General features: G+C 40.1%; 16 protein-coding genes. 11 read left to right on the plus strand and 5 right to left on the minus strand.

Annotated elements, in window-relative coordinates; translation table 11 throughout:
- Positions 1–64: 64 nt before the first annotated feature.
- Positions 65–946, plus strand: a complete 882-nt coding sequence (locus KPC_RS00680; RefSeq protein ID WP_121972533.1) for a LysR family transcriptional regulator — start codon at positions 65–67, stop codon at positions 944–946.
- Between the two features lie 166 nt (positions 947–1,112).
- Here the strand turns inward: KPC_RS00680 and KPC_RS00685 are convergent, their stop codons facing one another.
- Entirely contained in the window at positions 1,113–1,586 is a 474-nt protein-coding gene (locus tag KPC_RS00685; protein ID WP_121972534.1) for a MarR family winged helix-turn-helix transcriptional regulator, read from the minus strand.
- A 335-nt stretch (positions 1,587–1,921) separates the two neighbouring features.
- On the opposite strand from KPC_RS00685, the gene KPC_RS00690 reads away from it, so the two are divergent.
- Both KPC_RS00690 and KPC_RS00695 read left to right on the plus strand, forming a co-directional pair.
- Complete coding sequence (locus KPC_RS00690) at positions 1,922–3,145, plus strand: MFS transporter (RefSeq protein ID WP_121972535.1); 1,224 nt, start codon at positions 1,922–1,924, stop codon at positions 3,143–3,145.
- A 42-nt stretch (positions 3,146–3,187) separates the two neighbouring features.
- Positions 3,188–4,498 carry a carbohydrate porin gene (locus tag KPC_RS00695; RefSeq protein ID WP_121972536.1) on the plus strand — a complete coding sequence of 437 codons (1,311 nt, stop codon included), beginning with the start codon at positions 3,188–3,190 and terminating at the stop codon, positions 4,496–4,498.
- A gap of 58 nt (positions 4,499–4,556) precedes the next feature.
- On the opposite strand, the gene KPC_RS00700 is transcribed toward KPC_RS00695, so the two are convergent.
- The 3 genes from KPC_RS00700 to KPC_RS00710 form a co-directional block, all read right to left on the minus strand.
- A complete protein-coding gene (locus KPC_RS00700; RefSeq protein ID WP_121972537.1) occupies positions 4,557–5,840 on the minus strand; it encodes a ribonucleotide-diphosphate reductase subunit beta in 1,284 nt (427 codons plus the stop codon).
- Positions 5,841–5,995: 155 nt separating this feature from the next.
- Positions 5,996–6,124, minus strand: coding sequence for a preprotein translocase subunit YajC (locus KPC_RS00705; protein WP_121972568.1), 129 nt, complete (start codon positions 6,122–6,124; stop codon positions 5,996–5,998).
- Between the two features lie 117 nt (positions 6,125–6,241).
- Positions 6,242–9,100 (minus strand): ribonucleoside-diphosphate reductase subunit alpha, encoded by a 2,859-nt coding sequence (locus KPC_RS00710; protein ID WP_121972538.1) that lies wholly within the window; start codon positions 9,098–9,100, stop codon positions 6,242–6,244.
- A 542-nt stretch (positions 9,101–9,642) separates the two neighbouring features.
- Between KPC_RS00710 and bfmR the strand changes: the two genes are divergently transcribed.
- Both bfmR and bfmS read left to right on the plus strand, forming a co-directional pair.
- Complete coding sequence (bfmR, locus tag KPC_RS00715) at positions 9,643–10,359, plus strand: response regulator transcription factor BfmR (RefSeq protein WP_121972539.1); 717 nt, start codon at positions 9,643–9,645, stop codon at positions 10,357–10,359.
- Between the two features lie 44 nt (positions 10,360–10,403).
- A complete protein-coding gene (bfmS, locus tag KPC_RS00720; RefSeq protein WP_121972540.1) occupies positions 10,404–12,065 on the plus strand; it encodes a sensor histidine kinase BfmS in 1,662 nt (553 codons plus the stop codon).
- A gap of 73 nt (positions 12,066–12,138) precedes the next feature.
- Here the strand turns inward: bfmS and KPC_RS00725 are convergent, their stop codons facing one another.
- A complete protein-coding gene (locus KPC_RS00725) occupies positions 12,139–12,495 on the minus strand; it encodes a hypothetical protein (protein ID WP_121972541.1) in 357 nt (118 codons plus the stop codon).
- A gap of 784 nt (positions 12,496–13,279) precedes the next feature.
- Between KPC_RS00725 and ndhC the strand changes: the two genes are divergently transcribed.
- The 6 genes from ndhC to nuoG all read left to right on the plus strand — a co-directional run bounded on the left by ndhC (position 13,280) and on the right by nuoG (position 20,936).
- A complete protein-coding gene (gene ndhC / locus KPC_RS00730; protein WP_121972542.1) occupies positions 13,280–13,828 on the plus strand; it encodes an NADH-quinone oxidoreductase subunit A in 549 nt (182 codons plus the stop codon).
- Positions 13,829–13,834: 6 nt separating this feature from the next.
- Positions 13,835–14,512, plus strand: coding sequence for a NuoB/complex I 20 kDa subunit family protein (locus KPC_RS00735; protein WP_121972543.1), 678 nt, complete (start codon positions 13,835–13,837; stop codon positions 14,510–14,512).
- A gap of 87 nt (positions 14,513–14,599) precedes the next feature.
- Positions 14,600–16,390 (plus strand): NADH-quinone oxidoreductase subunit C/D, encoded by a 1,791-nt coding sequence (gene nuoC, locus KPC_RS00740; RefSeq protein ID WP_121972544.1) that lies wholly within the window; start codon positions 14,600–14,602, stop codon positions 16,388–16,390.
- A gap of 12 nt (positions 16,391–16,402) precedes the next feature.
- Positions 16,403–16,912, plus strand: coding sequence for an NADH-quinone oxidoreductase subunit NuoE (nuoE, locus tag KPC_RS00745; protein WP_121972545.1), 510 nt, complete (start codon positions 16,403–16,405; stop codon positions 16,910–16,912).
- Entirely contained in the window at positions 16,909–18,240 is a 1,332-nt protein-coding gene (gene nuoF, locus KPC_RS00750; RefSeq protein ID WP_121972546.1) for an NADH-quinone oxidoreductase subunit NuoF, read from the plus strand. The genes nuoE and nuoF overlap by 4 nt, the downstream gene beginning before the upstream one ends.
- A gap of 11 nt (positions 18,241–18,251) precedes the next feature.
- Entirely contained in the window at positions 18,252–20,936 is a 2,685-nt protein-coding gene (nuoG, locus tag KPC_RS00755) for an NADH-quinone oxidoreductase subunit NuoG (protein ID WP_121972547.1), read from the plus strand.
- Positions 20,937–20,938 lie beyond the last annotated feature (2 nt).

Here is a 20,938-nt window from a genome sequence, read left to right on the forward strand (position 1 = left end):
ATTCTGAACAAATATAAAAAAATTAAAATTGATAAATTCGACATAAGAATGATGAGTTTTTGGAATGATTGAGAAAATATCTTTGAATTCGCTTAAATTTTTCTATTTTGTTGCTAAGTTTGGAAGTGTCACGATTGCTGCACAAAAATTGTTTGTTACACAAAGTGCTGTCAGTAAACAGATTAATAATCTGGAAGAAGCAGTTCAGGCTGAGTTGTTTGAAAGGCGGAACAAGTCTTTGATACTTACTTCCAAAGGGCATTTGCTTTTTAATTGCTGTCAAAAACTTTTTGCTGAATTAGATGAATGCTTATTGGAAATTAATAAGCACAATTTTGTGACTAAACAACTGGTTCTATCTTGTGAGCCTACCATTTCAATGAAATGGTTAATACCACGTTTGTCAAAGTTTAGAGAATTAGGTCATGATTTTGATGTGGTATTACTCACAGGTGGAGGGCAGGTTGACTTTGAAAAGAGTAATATTGATATTGCTATTCGGCGTAATGATTTCGATTGGGGGGAACATATTTTTAGCGAAAAACTTGTAGATGAATATATGGCAGTCGTTCAAAATCCAAAAAACGCAAAAAATCACGATATTTTAATTTCTAAATCCAGACCTAATTTCTGGAATAATTTAAATAAGCTGAATGATTGCAAAAAGTTATTAACCCAATATTCAAAAGTTGAACTTGAACACTTTTATCTGTGTCTGGAAGGGTGTTTAGCAGGGTTAGGGGTCACAACTCTTTCTATTTACATGATTGAAAAAGAACTTGAATATTCTTTTTTAAAAATGCTGGTTCCAGCTTTTAAGGATGGTTCGGCTTATTATTTGCTCTCTCATTCAGCTTTTGAAGAAGATCCAAGAAAGTTGATTTTTTTAGAGTGGTTGAAACAGGAACTGGCTGCAAGTCAAAGCGCATTAAAACTGAAGAGTTAGTAAAAAGATAGAATTGTGAAAGCGCATTATCTAGTGCAACCTATATATTGGAGAATAAATATTTTATATATGTTTTATTGAAGATAGGCGATATAGATTCTTATTCAGTGAACTCATTCCTAATGGACATAAATCGCTCCACTACAGAACAAGAAGCGGAATGATATCATGTATTTTGATTGTCTTTATCTAAATCTGACCATGCTACCAAAGTGTCAGACATTTGCTGGAGTACAGTGACAAAATTTGTACGTTGTTCAGGCGTCAATGTGGAGAAGTGTTTAAACTGGATTTCACGTAAACCATTACGCTGCTCTTTAACTAAATGCAAGCCATATTCGGTTAGCTCCATTAACCAGCTACGGGCATCGGCTTCATTCTTTTTACGTATTACAATATTTTTATTTTCTAATATTTTTAGCATTCTGGTTGCTGTCGGTATGGCAACACCAGCACGATGTGCAATTTGGCTAACAGATAAAATGCCTTCATCTGCTAAAGCATCCAGTAAGTTGAGTTGAGATAGTGAAAGTTGCGAGCGCATTTGTGCATAATAGCCTCGATCACGAGTCATAGCTTTAAACAGGTTATGGCACACTCTGATAAAGTCCTCAAACTCTTGTTCATTCTGTTCAGTCATTTGATTATCTTTAACTGTTGAGTTCAATTTTCTTTACCTATATTTAAGCTATTGAATAAAATCAAAACATCAGAAATTTAGTTGATGCAATGTCAGTATAGCAAAAAAATATCTTGTATTTATTTAGCTTGCTAATTATTATTTATTTAGCTAGGTAAATAAATTACATTGATCCAGCCGGAATTTGTCTGATGATCTGATAAGGAAGATTCAGCACGCGATCTGGATAGATATGAAATCCAGATTGATTAAGAAGGTCGATCAAGTAAGTTTTTATTTAGCTGGCTAGTTAAACCTTAAATACACTTGTAAATGCAGTAGCGGAGTAATCGGTTGTGAAAGCGAAAGCAATATTTCAAGATGCTGAAAATAAAACTTTAGATCAATCAAACTATCTGGCCATCACCTTGGTGATTTTTGCTGGAATTATCTCTGCTTTGCATGTAGGCAAGGCCTCGATCGCAATCCCCCAAATGCATGAACAATATCATTGGTCACTTTCCGCACTTAGCTGGGTCATGTCTGTTTTCCCGTTTATCGGTGTGATTGGAGGAATGCTTGCGGGAATCCTGGTAAAGCAATGGGGAGATAAAAGGTTACTTTGCATCGGTCTGGCAGTTCTCGCAGGAGCAAGTTTTTTTGGAGCAATGACGACTAATTTTGCATTTTTAATTGCAACGAGAGTTATTGAAGGGTTAGGTTTTTTATTGATCGTCGTATCCGCACCATCTATTTTGAATCGTTTAGCAACTCCTCTGCAATACAACATTGTGTTTGGTTTTTGGAGTATGTTCATGGGGATTGGCATTGCGATTTCAATTTTTTTAGGGCCATTGCTAAATAACTGGCAAAGTTTATGGTTGATTAATGCGGGGCTGACATTTTTAATTCTGCTTTTTATTGTTTTAAAAGTTCCCCGTATAGAGAAAACTGGTTCAATTTCGCCCCAATCTGTTCATATTAAAAATGATGTTTTGAGAATTTTAAGAACACGAAATCCATCTTTATTAGGGATTGCTTTTGCTGCTTATAACATTCAATTTTTCTCGGTTCTTACGTTTTTACCTTTATTTTTAGTTAAAAGAACAGGGATGTCTGTTGCTCAAGCCGGTTTTGTTTGTGGAGCCGTGGTTATTTCTAACATTACAGGCAATCTTGCATCTTCATTCTTACTGAATAGTGGTGTCAAGGCAAAGACAATTATTATCTTTGCCAGTGCCGCTATAGGCATATTAGGTGTAGGTATATTCCTGCCATTTACACCTGAAATACTGGCAATCACTTTATGTTTTTTATTTTCAATGGTCAGTGGTCTGATCCCTGCCACTATCGTAAGTTCTGCACCACGTAGTTCACCAGATACAAGTCTTGTCTCGCTATGTATTGGTTTGGTGATGCAGGGAAATTATCTTGGACAAGTCATAGGCCCTTTAGCAATAGGTTTAGCGATAAGTTTTGCAGGGTGGACTGCTGCAGTTATTCCTGTTGCTATCGCCGCATTGATTGGGGTTTTAGCAGGCGTATTACTCAATTTTGAAAATAAAAAGATAGGGATATAAGCATGCTTTTATTTATTCAGTTAAAGATCTGGAGAGCAGGAAATGAATAAGTTTATCCGGAAAAAACGTTTTATAACGACCATTTTCCTATCATTAGCATGTTTGAGTAGTCACATTTTCGCTAAACCTGCTTTTAATCCAGACAGTAAATGGGCATTTGGTGACTGGAATGGTACTAGAACGGCATTAGCTGATCGCGGATACGAGTTTACATTGGGCTATACAGGTCAATTTGCTGGAACTTTGCATACTGAACATAAAGGCAAAGGCAGTGCTTATGCCGATCAGTGGACAATTGGAACCAAATTTGATTTAGATAAAATTCTGGATTGGGATGCTACGCGTGCCGAGATAAAAATAACACATCGTGGCGGACAGTCATTGAGTCAGGAAAGTAATGCATTATCAGAAAAATTTTTCCAGACACAGGAGATTTATGGTCGTGGACAAACTTGGCGATTGACTGATTTCTGGATTGAAAAAAGTTTTCTGGATCGCCATCTGGATATTAAAGTTGGGCGATATGGTATAGGTGGTGAGTTTTCTCGAGCTGATTGTTTATTCCAAAACCTATCTTTGTGTGGTGGGCAAGTTTCCAAGGGTGCAGGTGACCAGTGGTATGATGCACCAGTAAGTCAATGGGCTATGCGTGCTCGTTATCATCTTCAACCAGAATTATATCTGCAAGCTGGGGTGTTTGAGCAAAACCCTGTAAATGGTAATGCGACGACGGCAAAGGATGGATTTAATTTAAGCACTGATGGTTCAAAAGGTGCAATTATTCCTGTGGAAGTTGTCTGGTCGCCAAAACAGGCTTTTGAAAAACTGCCATTACCTGCCGAATATCGATTTGGATATTTTTATAGCACTGTTGATGCAAAAAATGTCAAGTACGATTATAGGCAATCTAATCTAGATCAACCGCTGAATGACGATTATCATAAGAATTCCTTCTGGGTTTCAATGAAGCAGCAGTTAACGACTCAAGGTGGAGATAAATCGCGTGGCTTAACGGTGATGGGGCAAGCGATATTTTTTGATGATGAAACCAGCATTTATAAAGACATTCAAAATGTAGCTTTGGTTTATAGAGGATTATTTGAAAGTAGGATTCAAGATGAGTTTGGCTTAGGCGTGGCACGAATTCATATCAATGATGATGCGCAAAAATTTAAGAATAGCTCACTGGCACATGGTTTTAATAGTGAAGTAAATACAGAGCTTTATTATGGTTTAAAACTCATGAATTGGTTCATGATCAAACCCAATATTCAATATATACATAATATTGGTGCAAATGCGTCCAATGGGAATGCTTGGGTTGGTGGTGTAAAGTTTAATATGGAGTTTTGACGGTCAAATAGCAGAGATAAAAAATCCGACTTTAAGTCGGATTTTTTATCGGTGAATTTTACCAGCTCAATGCACCACCAGTTTGGTAGTCAGTTACACGAGTTTCAAAGAAGTTCTTCTCTTTACGTAAGTCCATCATTTCAGACATCCACTGGAATGGGTTATTTACACCAGCGAACTGTTCAGGTAAGCCCAATTGAGCTAGACGACGGTTACAGATAAATTTTAGATATTCTTCCATCATGCCTGCATTCATACCGAGGACACCACGTGGCATAGTGTCACGTGCATATTCGATTTCAAGCATAGTACCTTCAAGAATCATTTGAACCACTTCCTCTTGGAATTCGGCACTCCAAAGATGTGGATTTTCGATTTTGATCTGGTTGATCATATCGATACCAAAGTTCAAGTGCATTGATTCATCACGCAAAATGTATTGGAATTGCTCAGCAACACCACTCATTTTGTTACGACGACCCATCGACAGGATTTGCGTGAAACCGCAGTAGAAGAAAATCCCTTCAAGTACACAGTAAAATGCGATCAAGTTACGAAGTAAACGTTGATCATCTTCTGGAGTGCCTGTTTTAAATGTAGGATCACTCAAAGACTGAGTATATTTCAGACCCCAAGATGCTTTACGTGCAACAGATGGAATCTCACGATACATGTTGAAGATTTCACCTTCATCCATACCCAAAGATTCAATGCAGTATTGATAAGCATGTGTATGAATCGCTTCTTCAAATGCTTGACGCAAAATGTATTGACGACATTCCGGGTTAGTAATCAGACGATAAATCGCAAGAACCAGGTTATTTGCAACTAAAGAGTCAGCAGTTGAGAAGAAACCTAATGAACGTTTTACGATAATACGCTCATCTTCAGTTAAACCATCTTCTGACTTCCAGAGTGCGATGTCATGAGTCATGTTGATTTCTTGTGGCATCCAGTGGTTTGCACAACCATCCAGATATTTTTGCCAAGCCCATTCATATTTAAAAGGAACAAGCTGGTTTAAGTCAGCGCGACAGTTGATCATGGCTTTATCATCAACCTGAACACGCTGAGCACCCATTTCCAGTTCTTCCAGACCTGGGGCTACATCAAGGTTTTTTAAGGCTTCAGATGCTCGAACCAACGAATCGGTTGTATCTGCTGTTCGTTTGGTATTGGTTCCAGCGGATTGTGCAGTTGCCAGATTCGGCGATGATGGCTGTGCATCAGATACCACTTGCGAATCAGTCGTTTTTTGCGATTCGACGGACGCAGACTTGTTAGTTTGTGAAGCTGGTTTCGGTGCATCATCTTCAAAATCGTCCCAACTTAGAATAGACATTTACTTTCTCTCTTCGTTATTTATATCTGTTATGGACATCTTGATCACATACAGGTGATAACAAAGATGTCGTTACTATACGCTTATTTTGTGTAAGCAAAATTAAGTTTTGTCGATTTGTGCATTGGTTTTAACCATTAGACACAAATTCCCCACTACTTATTTTGATTACGCTTTTGCTTGCGAATGGCAAAGAAAGCATAAATAACGGGTATATAAAACACTAAAAAAGCCAAAATCAGTGCAATGACACCCAGTTCATAGTTATGACTTAAATGAAACATTGGTTTGACCTCTTTTAAATCCACCCTATCCCTTTAAAAAGGAGGAAATACCAACGAAATAACTTTTTCGCGGAACTCCCCCTTTATAAAAGGGGAGATAGGGGGATTAATTTAAAACTACTGGCAAGCTTCACAATCAGGGTTATCGATTGAGCATGCCTGTGGCACTGGAGCTGCTTGAGAGAAGCCTTCTTCTTCATTAACTTCAGGTTTAGCTACCACTGGAGCAGGAGCTGCAACGGTTGCTGGTTTTACAGCATTTAATGCACCAGTATTAATGGTTGATTTTTCAGCAGAAGTTGCACCAAGTGCACGGAGGTAATACGTAGTTTTTAGACCACGTAGCCATGCCATTTTATAAGTAAGATCAAGTTTCTTACCATTTGCACCAGAGATGTAAAGGTTAAGTGATTGAGCTTGATCGATCCATTTTTGGCGACGTGATGCAGCATCAACGATCCAACGTGGTTCAACTTCGAATGCTGTCGCGAAGATTGTTTTAAGTTCTTCAGGAATACGAGCGATTTTTTGAACCGAACCTTCAAAGTGTTTCAAGTCATTTACCATTACTGTGTCCCAAAGACCACGTTCTTTCAATGCACGAACGAGGTAAGGGTTAATTACGGTAAATTCACCAGAAAGGTTGGATTTTACATATAGGTTTTGGAATGTTGGTTCGATAGATTGTGAAACGCCGCAAATGTTAGAAATGGTTGCAGTTGGTGCAATCGCCATGACATTTGAGTTGCGCATACCATCTTTTTGAACTTTGCTGCGTAATGTATCCCAGTCCAGACGTTGAGTACGATCTACTTCAAACATACGGTCTGGGCGAGACTTCGCTACGATGTCCAAAGAATCGATAGGTAAAATACCTTGATCCCATAGAGAACCTTTGAATGTCGAATAAACACCACGTTCTACAGCCAGATCACTTGAAGTCTGGATAGCATAGTAACTGATGACTTCCATTGATTCATCGGCAAAATCAACAGCTGCATCAGAACCGTAACCGATACCCATTTCATATAAAGCATCCTGGAAGCCCATGATACCCATACCGACAGGACGGTGTTTCAAGTTCGAATTACGTGCTTGCTCAACTGCATAGTAGTTGATGTCAATCACGTTATCGAGCATACGAACTGCTGTTTTAATTGTGCGAGCCAATTTTTCACGATCTAACTTGCCACCTTGAACGTGTTGTACAAGGTTGATTGAACCCAGGTTACATACTGCAATTTCATCTTTATTTGTATTGAGGGTAATTTCAGTACAAAGGTTAGATGAATGCACTACGCCAACATGTTGTTGTGGTGAACGCAAGTTACATACGTCTTTGAATGTGATCCACGGATGACCTGTTTCAAAAAGCATGGACAGCATTTTACGCCATAAGTCTTTTGCACGGATTTTTTTGTGCAACATGTTCTTTTCTTTGGCAATGCCTTCATAGTATGCATAACGTTCTGCAAACTCAGCACCAGTCAAATCATGCAGATCAGGTGTTTCTGAAGGCGTAAATAAAGTCCATTCAGCATCTTCAAATACGCGTTGCATGAATAAATCTGGAACCCAGTTTGCTGTATTCATGTCATGTGTACGACGACGGTCATCACCTGTGTTTTTGCGAAGCTCCAGGAATTCTTCGATGTCCAAGTGCCAAGTTTCAAGGTATGCACATACAGCACCTTTACGCTTACCACCCTGGTTTACTGCAACAGCAGTATCGTTGGCAACTTTAAGGAAAGGTACAACACCTTGAGACTTACCATTAGTCCCTTTGATATACGAGTTCAGCGCACGGACTGGTGTCCAGTCATTACCTAAACCACCTGCCCATTTAGAAAGCAGGGCATTGTCACGCATTGCACCATAAATGTCATACAGATCGTCACCAATCGTTGTCAAATAGCAGCTTGATAACTGAGGACGTAATGTACCTGAGTTAAACAACGTTGGTGTAGATGCCATGTAGTCAAAGCTGGATAGCAAGTTATAGAACTCGATCGCACGTTCTTCTCGATTATCTTCATTGAGTGCAAGACCCATAGATACACGCATAAAGAACAATTGTGGAAGCTCGTAGCGGATACCGTCTGAATGGATGAAGTAACGGTCAAATAAAGTTTGTAGACCTAAATAAGTAAATTGGTTAGAGCGTTCTGGTTTAATCGCTGCTGCCAATTTTTTAAGATCAAAATCAAGTAATTTTGGATCAAGAAGTTCAAGTTCTACACCTTTCTTGAGGAAAGTTTCTAAAGCATCATTTTCCAATGTGTCTTTAGCTAGGCCCAGGAACTCCAGACCAGTTGCTACAAGCTCATTACGCAGCAAACGGGCAGTTACATAAGTATAGTTAGGCTCTTGTTCAATACGGGTACGAGTTGCCATCATCATAGTTGTTGAGATGTCAGACTCTTTTACTCCGTTATAAAGGTTTTTAATTGTTTCATCGACAATGGCTTGAACATCAATGCCTTCAAGACCTTCGCTTGCTTGCTCAATTTCTGCTTGAACTTTACTTAAATCCAGAGGCTGTAGCTGACCATTTGCATCTGTAATTTGTAAAGTAGGATGGTGGTTTGCACCTGTTTGATTTCTAGCCGCTGCACGTTGCTCACGATAAATCACGTAAGCACGGGCAACTTTCTGTTCACCAGTACGCATCAACGCCAATTCAACTTGATCTTGAATCTCTTCAATATGGATCGTGCCACCAGATGGTAAACGACGTTTAAAGGTATTTAAGACCATTTCTGTTAATTGTGTAATACGGTCATGAATACGGCTAGAGTCAGAACTTTGTTGACCTTCTACAGCCAAAAAAGCTTTACCAATTGCTACAGAAATCTTGTCTGCATCAAAAGTGGCAACGTCACCGGTGCGCTTAATCACCTGCAGTTGACCAGGGGTTGTAATCGCGTTCATTGTCAGCTTAGCTCCATTGTCATCATTGTTATGTTTATGGACCATTTGAATCGGACTTTTTAGTCACGATGTTTGAGGACTAAAACACAAGACTTAGTGGTTTAATGTAATTTAGGACACAAGATACGGGAAAATTTGGAGTAGATCAAGATTGACTTTTTTATAAAAATTTTGCCTAGACATCAAAAAAAATTATAAGTTCGATTCCTGATTTTTTTGATTCTCTTGTATGCCTTGTTCGGCAAGGGCATAGCATAACAAAGCTTAAAAAAACTGCTTATAGATAACTTTGTGGATAAGTTAAAAATGTGAAATTAATAACACATATTATGATCAATGAAATAAATTGTTTAAAATTAATTGAATTGTTTAAAATAACATCTAAAAAATGTAAAACTTAGCATTGGCTTAATAAATTATCAGATAATTCAATAGTTAATAAAAATATAACAAAACTACACTCTCGTGTATCAGTTTGGTGAAAAAGATCTTGTTTACAATGTAAACGTGTGTATATTGCAATGCATAGCGCGGTGTATCTGTCAGATTTTAAAGGCAGACTGCAAATCAAATACAGGGGCATATATATGAGCCAAGAAGAAAAGTTACCAAAAATTTTAATTGTTGAAGATGACGAACGTCTCGCTCGTTTAACACAAGAATATTTGATCCGTAATGGTTTGGAAGTTGGTGTGGAACCAGACGGAAATCGTGCGATTCGCCGTATTATCAGTGAGCAACCTGATTTGGTTGTATTGGATGTTATGCTTCCTGGTGCAGATGGCTTAACAGTTTGTCGTGAAGTTCGTCCACATTACCATCAACCTATCCTGATGTTGACTGCACGTACTGAAGACATGGATCAGGTTCTTGGTCTGGAAATGGGTGCCGACGATTATGTTGCCAAACCGGTACAGCCACGTGTATTACTCGCTCGTATCCGTGCTTTGCTTCGCCGAACAGACAAAACCACTGATGATGAAGTGGCTCAGCGCATCGAGTTTGATGATCTGGTAATTGATAACGGCGGTCGTTCCGTTACTTTAAATGGTGAATTGGTTGATTTTACAAGTGCCGAGTATGATTTACTTTGGTTACTTGCTTCAAATGCAGGACGCATCCTTTCTCGTGAAGATATTTTTGAGCGTTTGCGTGGTATTGAATACGATGGTCAAGATCGTTCGATTGACGTTCGTATTTCGCGCATTCGACCAAAAATTGGTGATGACCCGGAAAATCCGAAACGTATTAAAACAGTACGTAGTAAAGGGTATTTGTTTGTTAAAGAAACCAACGGCTTATAATTTAAGCCATTGGTTTACATCACATCCTTTTAAGGAATTGTTCGGTGTTTAAACACAGTATCTTCCTGCGTATCTATGCAGGGCTTGTGATTCTTGTCGTATTGGTTGCCATGTTTGGTTATTTGCTAGTGCAGATAATCAACTATCAGCGTGCACAGGAATATCGTGAATCACTCACAGATGGTATTTCCTATGTCATGAGTGAGAGTGTTGCACGACAAAAAACACTGCAACAAAAAATGGATTGGATTTCTGATGCTTCCGACTTGCTGGAGCTTCCAATTTATTATATTGATTCCAATAAGGTTGAGTTATCTCGCACTGAAGAGCGTCGTATAAATGATCAGAAAGCCATAGTTCGCTATGATGCTGAACAGGGCGTGGCATATATGATTTTGGGGATCAAAAATGATCCTAAACACTACCTATATGTCAAAGTCGATTCAAAAGACTCAAAATTTGGGCAAAGGCAAATGAAAGCCTTGCCTATCTTTGTTTTGGATTATCTGGTGTATTACCCTGGACAGGAAGAAGAATATCTAGAAAAAATTCAGGAGCATTTTTCCTATCCGATAAGCATCGAAAACGTTTCAGATATTAATTTAGACTCAGAACAAATAGGTCAGTTACGCTCAGATCAAAGCGTCATTCTGTATCGTGATAGTGCATCCATGCATGGTACAACCATTTCTGTTGTATCCTCGATGAGTATACCAGGCAAGGTTTTGGTGCTTGGTCCGGTACCTATGTTTAACTGGATGCCTTTCAAGCTTGCAGCAGGCATCACATTGCTCAGTATGTTTTTACTTTGTTTGGGTGTGTATGGCCTGATTGTGCCGATGCAACGTAAAATCCGTCAGGTCAACCATGCTTTAAACAGAATGAAAACAGGTGATTTGTCATTGCGTTTACACGTGGATGGTAATGATGAAATGGCGACGCTGGCATCAAGCTATAACAATATGTCTGATCATATTCAACGTTTGATTGAAGCTCAACGCGAGTTAATGCGTGCTGTATCACATGAGCTTCGTACACCCGTTGCACGCATTCGTTTTGGTATGGAGATGTTGGCGGATGAAGACGAGTATGAATACCGTTTACAGCAAGTCGAGATGATCGATAAGGATATTGAAGCACTCAATACCTTGATTGATGAGATTATGACCTACGCGAAGCTAGAGCAGGGGACACCTTCTCTGGATTTTGAAGAAATTGTATTGGTTGATGTATTAAGTCAGGTTGCTAATGAAACTGAAGCGCTAAAAACTCAGAAAAATATTCAACTTGTTCCTTTGGCTGCTAACGTTATTGTTGATGCAGAAAGACGTTATCTACATCGTGTTGTACAAAATCTGGTTGGAAATGCTATTCGGTATTGTGAGGACAAAGTTCGCATCAGTGGTGGTATTCATGCTGAAACTGGAATGGCTTATGTCTGTGTCGAAGATGATGGCCCTGGAATTCCAGAAGAAGACCGTACTCGTATTTTTGAAGCATTTGCCCGTCTGGATGATAGCCGTACTCGGGCATCAGGAGGATATGGTCTGGGATTGTCTATTGTCAGTCGTATCGCTTATTGGTTTGGTGGACAAATTTCTGTTGATGCGAGTCCTGAATTAGGTGGTGCGCGTTTTACCATGATCTGGCCATCTAAACGGTTTAAAGCAAAGAAGAAGAGTAGCAAGCTCAGGGAAAATATCTAGCATTTTGTAGCTGTTAAAATACTAGATATAAAAAATGCCAGTAGTCAAACTGGCATTTTTTATAAAATTTTGTTTATTGCTGGATTGTCGCATCTGGTGCAATAAAATTTTTACCATCTTTTAATGCCTGGAGAGCATCCTGATTAAAATCAATCAGTAGAGAGTTGTTCTCTGCATCAACTTTATAGGCGCTAATGATTTTTTGATCTCCATTAAGTGTATCAACAGCATATTCATCGGCAATATTTAAAATCCCTTCCAGGTTGGTGGTGGTTGAAGCCAAATCCTGACGGAATAACTCATAGATATCACGTAAATCAAAAATAGCATTGGTTGCATCAGGATGTTTTTTTATATATCCCACAATATGGTTTATTAGTAATTGCGCATTCAGGAAGTAGTTTGGTTTGTGTGAATATTCTAAGTTCATATCATGGCTCCTTATTATAGATATAAATCATACAGAGTTTATACAAACTGCTTTGTATAAAGATGATTAAAGCATGTTAATGAATTGAAAAAAATAATATTTTAGTAAAAATGAAGTCAAGTGTATTGTGACTGAGCTGGATTTATATTTCCTGATAAATTTTAATGTTCCATTGATGGAATTGATAAAAATTCACATGAAAGGCTTCGGAATATGCTTGTTATATATTAGAAATAAATACCATTTAAAAAGTATGGTTATATGGGGGGCTTGTGATTTTAGTTGATAATTTTTCTCATTTATTGTTTGGATTATCTTATTAAGAGAATTTTTGTATAAAAAAATCATAATTTCGCTATTTTTGTTATTGAAAACACATTTTAAATGTAACAAATTATAATTTAGATGAAATAAAGAGAGAAAATAGGCTATTTGTATAAAAAATGATGCATGTCATCCTCTGTGCATCCATGTAGGGGAAATTGATCTATGAATAAGTTGCTGATTTATGTTTGCTAATAGAATGTTGAAAGTTTGTATTTAAAAAAATAATCACAAGAGTGAAAAGGATTAGAGAAAGCGATTACAGGGCTTGCTATACGGTTAAATTGGCGCGAAATATCAATTTTGCCTAAAAAATCATCCGAAAGACTAAGGCTTATAAGCTAGCAAGAGAAATCATAAATCAGGTACAATTGACAGGATTTATTTTGTGTTTGGTGTATTTACAAGGCCAATACATACATTCTTGTTAATAATTAGGCCTGCCAGGAGTTATCCCCGCATGAGTGCCATTACTCCATACGATTGGGCAATTATTGCCTTCGTGATCGGCGTTACATTTCTTTGTGTTTTTATGCTCACAGTCCCGTTACTCCTTGGGGGTAAATCATGGGGACGTGCGAAGCAGGAACAGTTTGAATCAGGTGTGGTGAGTGCTGGTGGAGCACGCATTCGCTTGTCTGCAAAGTTCTACCTTGTTGCAATTTTCTTTGTGGTGTTCGATTTAGAAGCACTTTACTTATATGCATGGGCAACCAATGTCCGTGAAGTAGGTTGGGTCGGTTTTGCAGCAGCAGCTATCTTTATTTTGGTTTTACTTATTGGCTTGGTTTATGAGCTATCTACAGGGTCTTTGAACTGGGCTCCGTCAGATCGTCGTAAAGCAGCTGGTATCAAGGCTAAAGTAGGTTCACCGAATATGGACCTTGCAGAGATTACACGCTTTAACTCAATTGAAGAGTTGGTAACAGACCCTACAGGTCAAATCCCGGCTCAATCATCAGGTCGAATGAAATCAGTATCATCGACTACGTCATCTGTTAAGGAGTAACTCGGGATGAAATACACATTGACCCGTGCGAATCCAGAAGCTGACCAATATCCACTTCAAGAGCGTCAAGTTGTAACGGATCCGCTTGAGGAAGAAGTGAATAAAAATGTATTCATGACCCGTTTAGAGGATGTAATACATACAGCTGTGAACTGGGGCCGTAAAAATTCAGTATGGCCTTTCAACTTTGGTACATCATGCTGCTACGTTGAATATGCAACCACATTAACAGGTGTGCATGATATGTCGCGTTTTGGTGCCGAGGTTATTCGTGCTTCACCACGTCAGGCTGACTTGATGATTGTTGCAGGAACATGTTTTGTTAAAATGGCTCCTGTAATTCAGCGTTTGTATGAACAAATGCTGGAGCCAAAATGGGTAATTTCAATGGGTGCTTGTGCAAACTCTGGTGGTATGTACGATATTTACTCAGTTGTTCAAGGTGTTGACAAAATTATCCCGGTTGACGTGTATGTGCCAGGTTGTCCTCCACGTCCAGAAGCATTGATTCAAGCATTAATGCTGTTACAAAACCAAATTCAATTAGAGCGTCGTCCTCTTTCTGCAGTGATCGGTGATGATCTTCAGCCAGTATATAAGCCAAAGATGATGCCGGAACGCGATCGTAAGAATGCTGAGCGTATTGCTGTGAAAAATTTACGCTCTATGGATGAAATTGAGTAATTTTTCAAGATGAAGTTTAAGGCATATCAGAAGGATATGTTCATCATGAAAATTGATAGAATTTGTATTAAATAGGAAGCCAAGCCAATGGCTGAAACTGAAATTGCTATGCCAGAAGAATCAGCTGCAGTTGATTCGCGCCCAGCATTTGCAATTGTAGAAGAACTCAAGACCAAATTTGGTGAGAACTTCTACGTGCAACCGACTTGTGAAGATTTTCCAACAGTCTGGGTAGAGCGTGCTCGTGTGCAAGAAGTATTGATGTTCTTGCGTACAGTTGCTCGTCCTTATGTGATGTTGTTTGACTTGTCTGCAATGGACGAGCGCTTACGCACACACCGCGAAGGATTGCCTGCATCTGATTTTACCGTGTTCTATCACTTACTATCGTTAGAACGTAATTCAGATATCCGTATCAAAGTTGCTTTAAGTGAGAGTGATCTCAATATCCCGACAGCAACAAACATTTGGCCAAATGCCAATTGGTACGAACGTGAAGCTTACGATATGTTCGGTATTAATTTCGATGGGCATCCAATGCTGCGTCGTATTTTGTTACCGACATATTGGGAAGGTCACCCACTTCGTAAAGAATATTCTGCACGTGCGACCGAATATACACCGTATATGCAAGATAAAGCCAAGCAGGATTTTGAACAGGAACATCTTCGTTTTGTTCCAGAAGACTGGGGCTTGAAACGCGGTAACGCTGACGAAGACTTCATGTTCCTGAACCTGGGGCCAAACCATCCATCTGCTCATGGTGCATTCCGTGTGGTTTTACAGTTGGACGGTGAAGAAGTAAAAGACTGTGTACCTGATATCGGTTATCACCACCGTGGTGTGGAAAAGATGGCTGAACGTCAAACTTGGCATTCATTTATTCCATATACAGACCGTGTGGACTATTTGGGTGGTTGTGCGCAAAACATGCCTTATGTAATGGGTGTGGAAAAACTGGCAGGTATCACAGTCCCGGATCGTGCACAATGTATTCGTGTCATGATGTCTGAGTTGTTCCGTATCAATAATCACTTGTTGTATATCGGTACTGCGATTCAGGATGCGGGTGGTATGACCCCAGTATTCTATATGTTTGCTGACCGTCAGAAAATCTATGATGCAATTGAAGCGATCACAGGTTTCCGTATGCACCCAGCATGGTTCCGTATAGGTGGGACAGCACACGACCTTCCAAATAACTGGCAAAAACTTATTCGTGAAATTCTCGAATGGATGCCAAAACGTATGAATGAATACTATACAGCTGCGCTTCGCAACTCGGTATTTATGGGTCGTACACAAAATGTCGCTCAATATGATGCTAAATCAGCATTGGCATGGGGTGTGACAGGCACTGGTCTTCGTGCGACAGGTATTGACTTTGATGTTCGTAAATATCGTCCATATAGTGGTTATGAAAATTACGACTTTGAAGTTCCACTAGAGTACGAAGGGGATGCTTATGCTCGTGTCATGGTTCACTTCCATGAGATCAACGAGTCATTGAAAATCGTGAAACAGTGTTTGGATAACATGCCATCTGGTCCATATAAAGCAGATCATCCATTGGCAGTTCCACCACCAAAAGATAAGACTTTACAAGATATTGAAACTTTGATTACGCACTTCTTGAGCGTTTCATGGGGTCCTGTAATGCCAGCAGGTGAATCATCTGTAATGGCAGAAGTGGTGAAAGGTGCAAGTAACTATTACTTAACTTCGGATAAATCAACGATGAGTTATCGTACCCGTATCCGTACGCCAACTTTCACACATTTACAGCAAATTCCTTCCGTGATTAACGGCAGTCTTGTATCTGACTTGATCATTTATTTAGCGACGATTGATGTCGTTATGGCTGACGTGGATCGCTAGGGGAAACGCATTATGATGATTTTGACTGATAAAAAGCCACGCGTGAATGTTGAAGGAATTTTGACTCATGACGAAATTCATGAAATTCAGCATCACATTGGTCACTATCCGTACCCACGTGCAGCGTCGTTAGATGCTTTAAAGTGTGTACAACGCCGTAATGGCTGGGTAGATGATGCGCAGCTAAACGCGATTGCTCAATTGCTTTCAATTAGTGTTGCTGATTTGGAAGGTGTTGCAACTTTCTATAATCGTATTTATCGCCAGCCTGTAGGTCGTCATGTAATTTTATTATGTGACTCGATTGCTTGCTTTTTAATGGGTGCTGAGACTTTAGCCGAAGCTTTCCAGCGCGAATTGGGTATCCAGTTTGGTCAGACGACTGCAGATGGTCGTTTTACACTATTGCCAATTTGCTGTCTCGGAAACTGTGACAAAGGTCCAACCCTGATGATTGATGAAGATACTCACGGTTTGGTTGAAGTGACATCAATTCAACAGTTATTGGAGAAGTATGTATGAATACTGAACCAAAACCAATTTATGGCGACGGAAATCCAGAAACTCATCCATTAACATGGCGTTTGAGCAAACAAGAACACGTTCGTAATGCCGATGATTATGAAGCGCTCGAAGGTTATGCCGGTTTTAAAAAAGCTGTTTCCATGCAGCCTGCCGAAGTACTCGAAGTTGTAAAAGCTGCAACAGTAAAAGGTCGTGGTGGTGCAGGTTTCCCTGCTGGTATCAAATGGTCGCTTATGGCACCAAACGATGGTGGTCCACGTTATCTCATTTGTAATGCCGATGAAATGGAACCTGGAACGTTTAAAGACCGTCTTTTGATGGAAAAACTTCCACACCAGCTCATTGAGGGGATGTTGATTGCAGGTTATACCCTTGAAGCAACTCAAGGTTATATCTTTATTCGTGGTGAATACATCGAAGCGGCAAAATACTTAAATGAAGCTTTAGAGCAGATTCGTGCTAAAGGTTATTTAGGTGAAAACATTTTAGGTACAGGCTGGAACTTCGAGTTACACGTGCATACCGGAGCAGGTCGTTATATCTGTGGTGAAGAAACCGCATTGATTAACTCGCTTGAAGGTCGCCGTGCAAACCCACGTACCAAGCCACCATTTCCTCAAGTTGCTGGGGCATGGGGTCGACCTACGATTGTAAATAACGTAGAGACTTATAATAACTTGCCAGCGATTATGCTTCGTGGGCCTGAATGGTACATCGGCTTATCTGAAGGTAAATCAAAAGATCCAGGCACTAAAATTTATGGTGCGTCAGGTAAAGTCAAATTTCCTGGTCTTTGGGAGTTACCATTTGGTACTACAGCACGTGAAGTGATTGAAGAGCACGCGGGTGGTATGCGTGATGGTCTTAAATTAAAAGCTTGGTTACCAGGTGGAGCATCTACCGATTTCCTTGCAGCTGAACACATTGATCTTCCAATGGACTCAGAAAGCATTATGAAAGCAGGTTCCCGTTTAGGTACTTGTTTGCTCATGGTATTTGATGAAACCCAATGTATGGTGTCGGCAACCCGTAACTTAGAAGAATTCTTTGCACGTGAATCTTGCGGCTTTTGTACACCATGCCGTGATGGTTTGCCATGGGCTGTAAAAGCGCTAAAAGCACTTGAATCTGGCGAAGGTAAGAAAGAGGATATCGATCATTTACAAGAGTTAACTCGTAAATTATGGATCGGTAAAACTTTCTGCGCTCATGCTCCAGGTGCAATGGAGCCGCTTATGGGTGCACTCAAACATTTCCGTAGCGAGTTTGAAGCTAAAGTGGCTAGTCAGCCAGCAGCTCAAGCCAGCAACGTAGAACAAGCTTAAGGAATTCGACTATGGCTACAATTCATGTCGATGGAAAAGACTACGAAGTCAACGGCTCGGAAAACTTGCTACAAGCTTGTTTGAGCCTAGGTATCGACATCCCATATTTTTGTTGGCATCCAGCTTTAGGTTCTGTAGGTTCTTGCCGTCAATGTGCTGTCAAACAATACGCAAACGCAGATGATACGCGTGGTCGTTTAGTGATGTCATGTATGACGCCGGCATCTGACAATACCTATATCTCGATCGAAGACAAAGAAGCGACAGATTTTCGTGAATCTATCGTTGAGTTTTTAATGACAAACCATCCACATGACTGTCCAGTATGTGAAGAAGGTGGTCATTGTCATTTACAAGATATGACAGTGATGACTGGTCATGATCGTCGTCGCTATCGTTTTACCAAACGTACGCATTACAACCAGGAATTGGGTTCATTTATCGCCCATGAAATGAACCGTTGTATCGCATGTTACCGCTGTGTTCGCTACTATAAAGATTATGCAGGTGGTACTGACTTTGGTGTTTACGCCAATGCATCACGTGTTTACTTTGGTCGTCCAGAATCAGGCACTTTAGAGTCAGAATTCTCAGGCAATTTGACTGAAGTATGTCCAACAGGTGTATTTACTGATAAAACCCACTCAGAGCGTTATAACCGTAAATGGGACATGCAGTATGCGCCAAGCGTATGCCAAGGCTGTTCTTCAGGCTGTAACATCTCTCCAGGTGAACGTTATGGTGAACTTCGCCGTGTTGAGAACCGTTTCAATGGTTCTGTAAACCAGTATTTCCTGTGCGATAAAGGTCGTTTCGGTACAGGTTATGTCAATCGTGAAGATCGCCCACGTCAGCCTCAATTCCGTGCAAATGGTTCAGTCACTACTGTTTCAGTTGACCAGGCTCTTGATCATGTGATTTCAGATATCAAAGGCAAAAAAGTCTTGGGTATCGGTTCTCCGCGTGCAAGCTTGGAGTCAAACTACGCGCTGCGTGAATTGGTTGGTCAAGATAACTATTCAACAGGACTGTCTCAAAAAGAGCAAAGTCTGGTTGAACTTGCTGCATCTATCATGCAAACAGAGGGTATTTACAACCCGAATATGCGTGAAATTGAAAGTTATGATGCCGTTCTTATCTTGGGTGAAGACTTGACACAAACTGCACCACGTATGGCATTGTCTGTTCGCCAAGCAGCGAAAAACAAAGCAAAACAAATGGCAGCAGATCGTCGTACACAAGACTGGTTAGCTGAACCTGTGCAACGTATTGGTCAGGATGCAAACTCTCCAGTTTACATTCTGGCAGCGACTCAAACACGTTTAGCTGATGTTGCCGAAGGTGAAGTAGTTGCCTCTCCTAACGATATAGCACGTTTAGGTTTTGCTGTTGCAGCAAGTGTAAAAGGTGAAGCTGTAAGTGGTTTAGATGAAGATGCGAAAGCATTTGCACAAACTGTTGCTGATACTTTAAAAGCTGCAAAAAAACCATTGATTATTGCGGGTACAAGTTTACAAGACCCAGCAATCATGGAAGCAGCAGCACAACTTACTCAAAACTTGGGTGAAAATGCTGGCTTAACATTGGTTGTTCCTGAAGTGAATTCAATGGGCTTGGCATTATTCGGTGGATTAAGCCTGGAGCAAGCATTTGCTCAAGATTATGATTCTATCGTGATTGTCGAAAATGACCTGTATCGCCGCTTACCAGCTGCACAAGTCAAAGCTGCATTAGAAAAAGCCAAGACAGTCATTGTTTTAGATCATTCTGAAACTGAAACTGTTAAAGCTGCTGATGTTGTATTGTCTGCTGCAAGTTTTGCTGAAGGTGATGGTACTGTCGTGAGTCAGGAAGGTCGTGCTCAGCGCTTCTATCAAGTTTATGATCCGAGCTATTACAAACCAGAATATGCCATCAAAGAATCATGGCGCTGGTTACATGCCATCGAAACTGGTGTACAAGGTAAAGCTATTTCCTGGACATTGCTGGATGATGTGATTGAAACTGTTGTCAAGAACGTTCCAGTTCTTGAAGCAATTCAAGATGTTGCACCAGATGCAGGCTATCGTGTTCAAGGCTTGAAAATTGCACGTGAACCACGTCGTTATTCAGGTCGTACTGCAATGCGTGCTCCGATCTCAGTGCATGAGCCGAAACAACCAATTGATGTAGACTCAGCATTAACATTCTCCATGGAAGGTTATGTTGGTCCACAAAAAGCATCTTCATTGGTTCCATTTGCATGGGCACCAGGTTGGAACTCTCCACAATCTTGGAATAAGTACCAAGATGAAGTAGGTGGTCACTTGATCGGTGGTGATTCTGGTATTCGTTTATTTGATCGTTTACCAAAACGTCCTGCACGTAGCTATGTTGCTCCGACAGCAGTTGTTGCGAATCCTGAAAGCTTCCGTTTAGTTCCGATGCATCACATCTTTGCTTCTAGTGAATTTACAGTGAAAACACCTGCTATGGAATCACGTATTCCTGAAGCTGCTTTTGCTGTAGGTGAGCAGGATGCCGAGCGTCTGAATGTTCAAGACGGTCAGACTATTACAGTAAAAGCAGGTGAAACTTCCATTAGTCTTCCTGTGCAAGTAATTGATTATTTACCAGCAGGTTATATCGGTTACCCAATTGGTCAAGCACCTACGGTATCACTTGCTGAACCTGTATCTGTAGCGGTAGGAGTGTAATC

It is taken from the genome of Acinetobacter stercoris (assembly GCF_900323515.1).
Lineage (GTDB): Bacteria > Pseudomonadota > Gammaproteobacteria > Pseudomonadales > Moraxellaceae > Acinetobacter > Acinetobacter stercoris.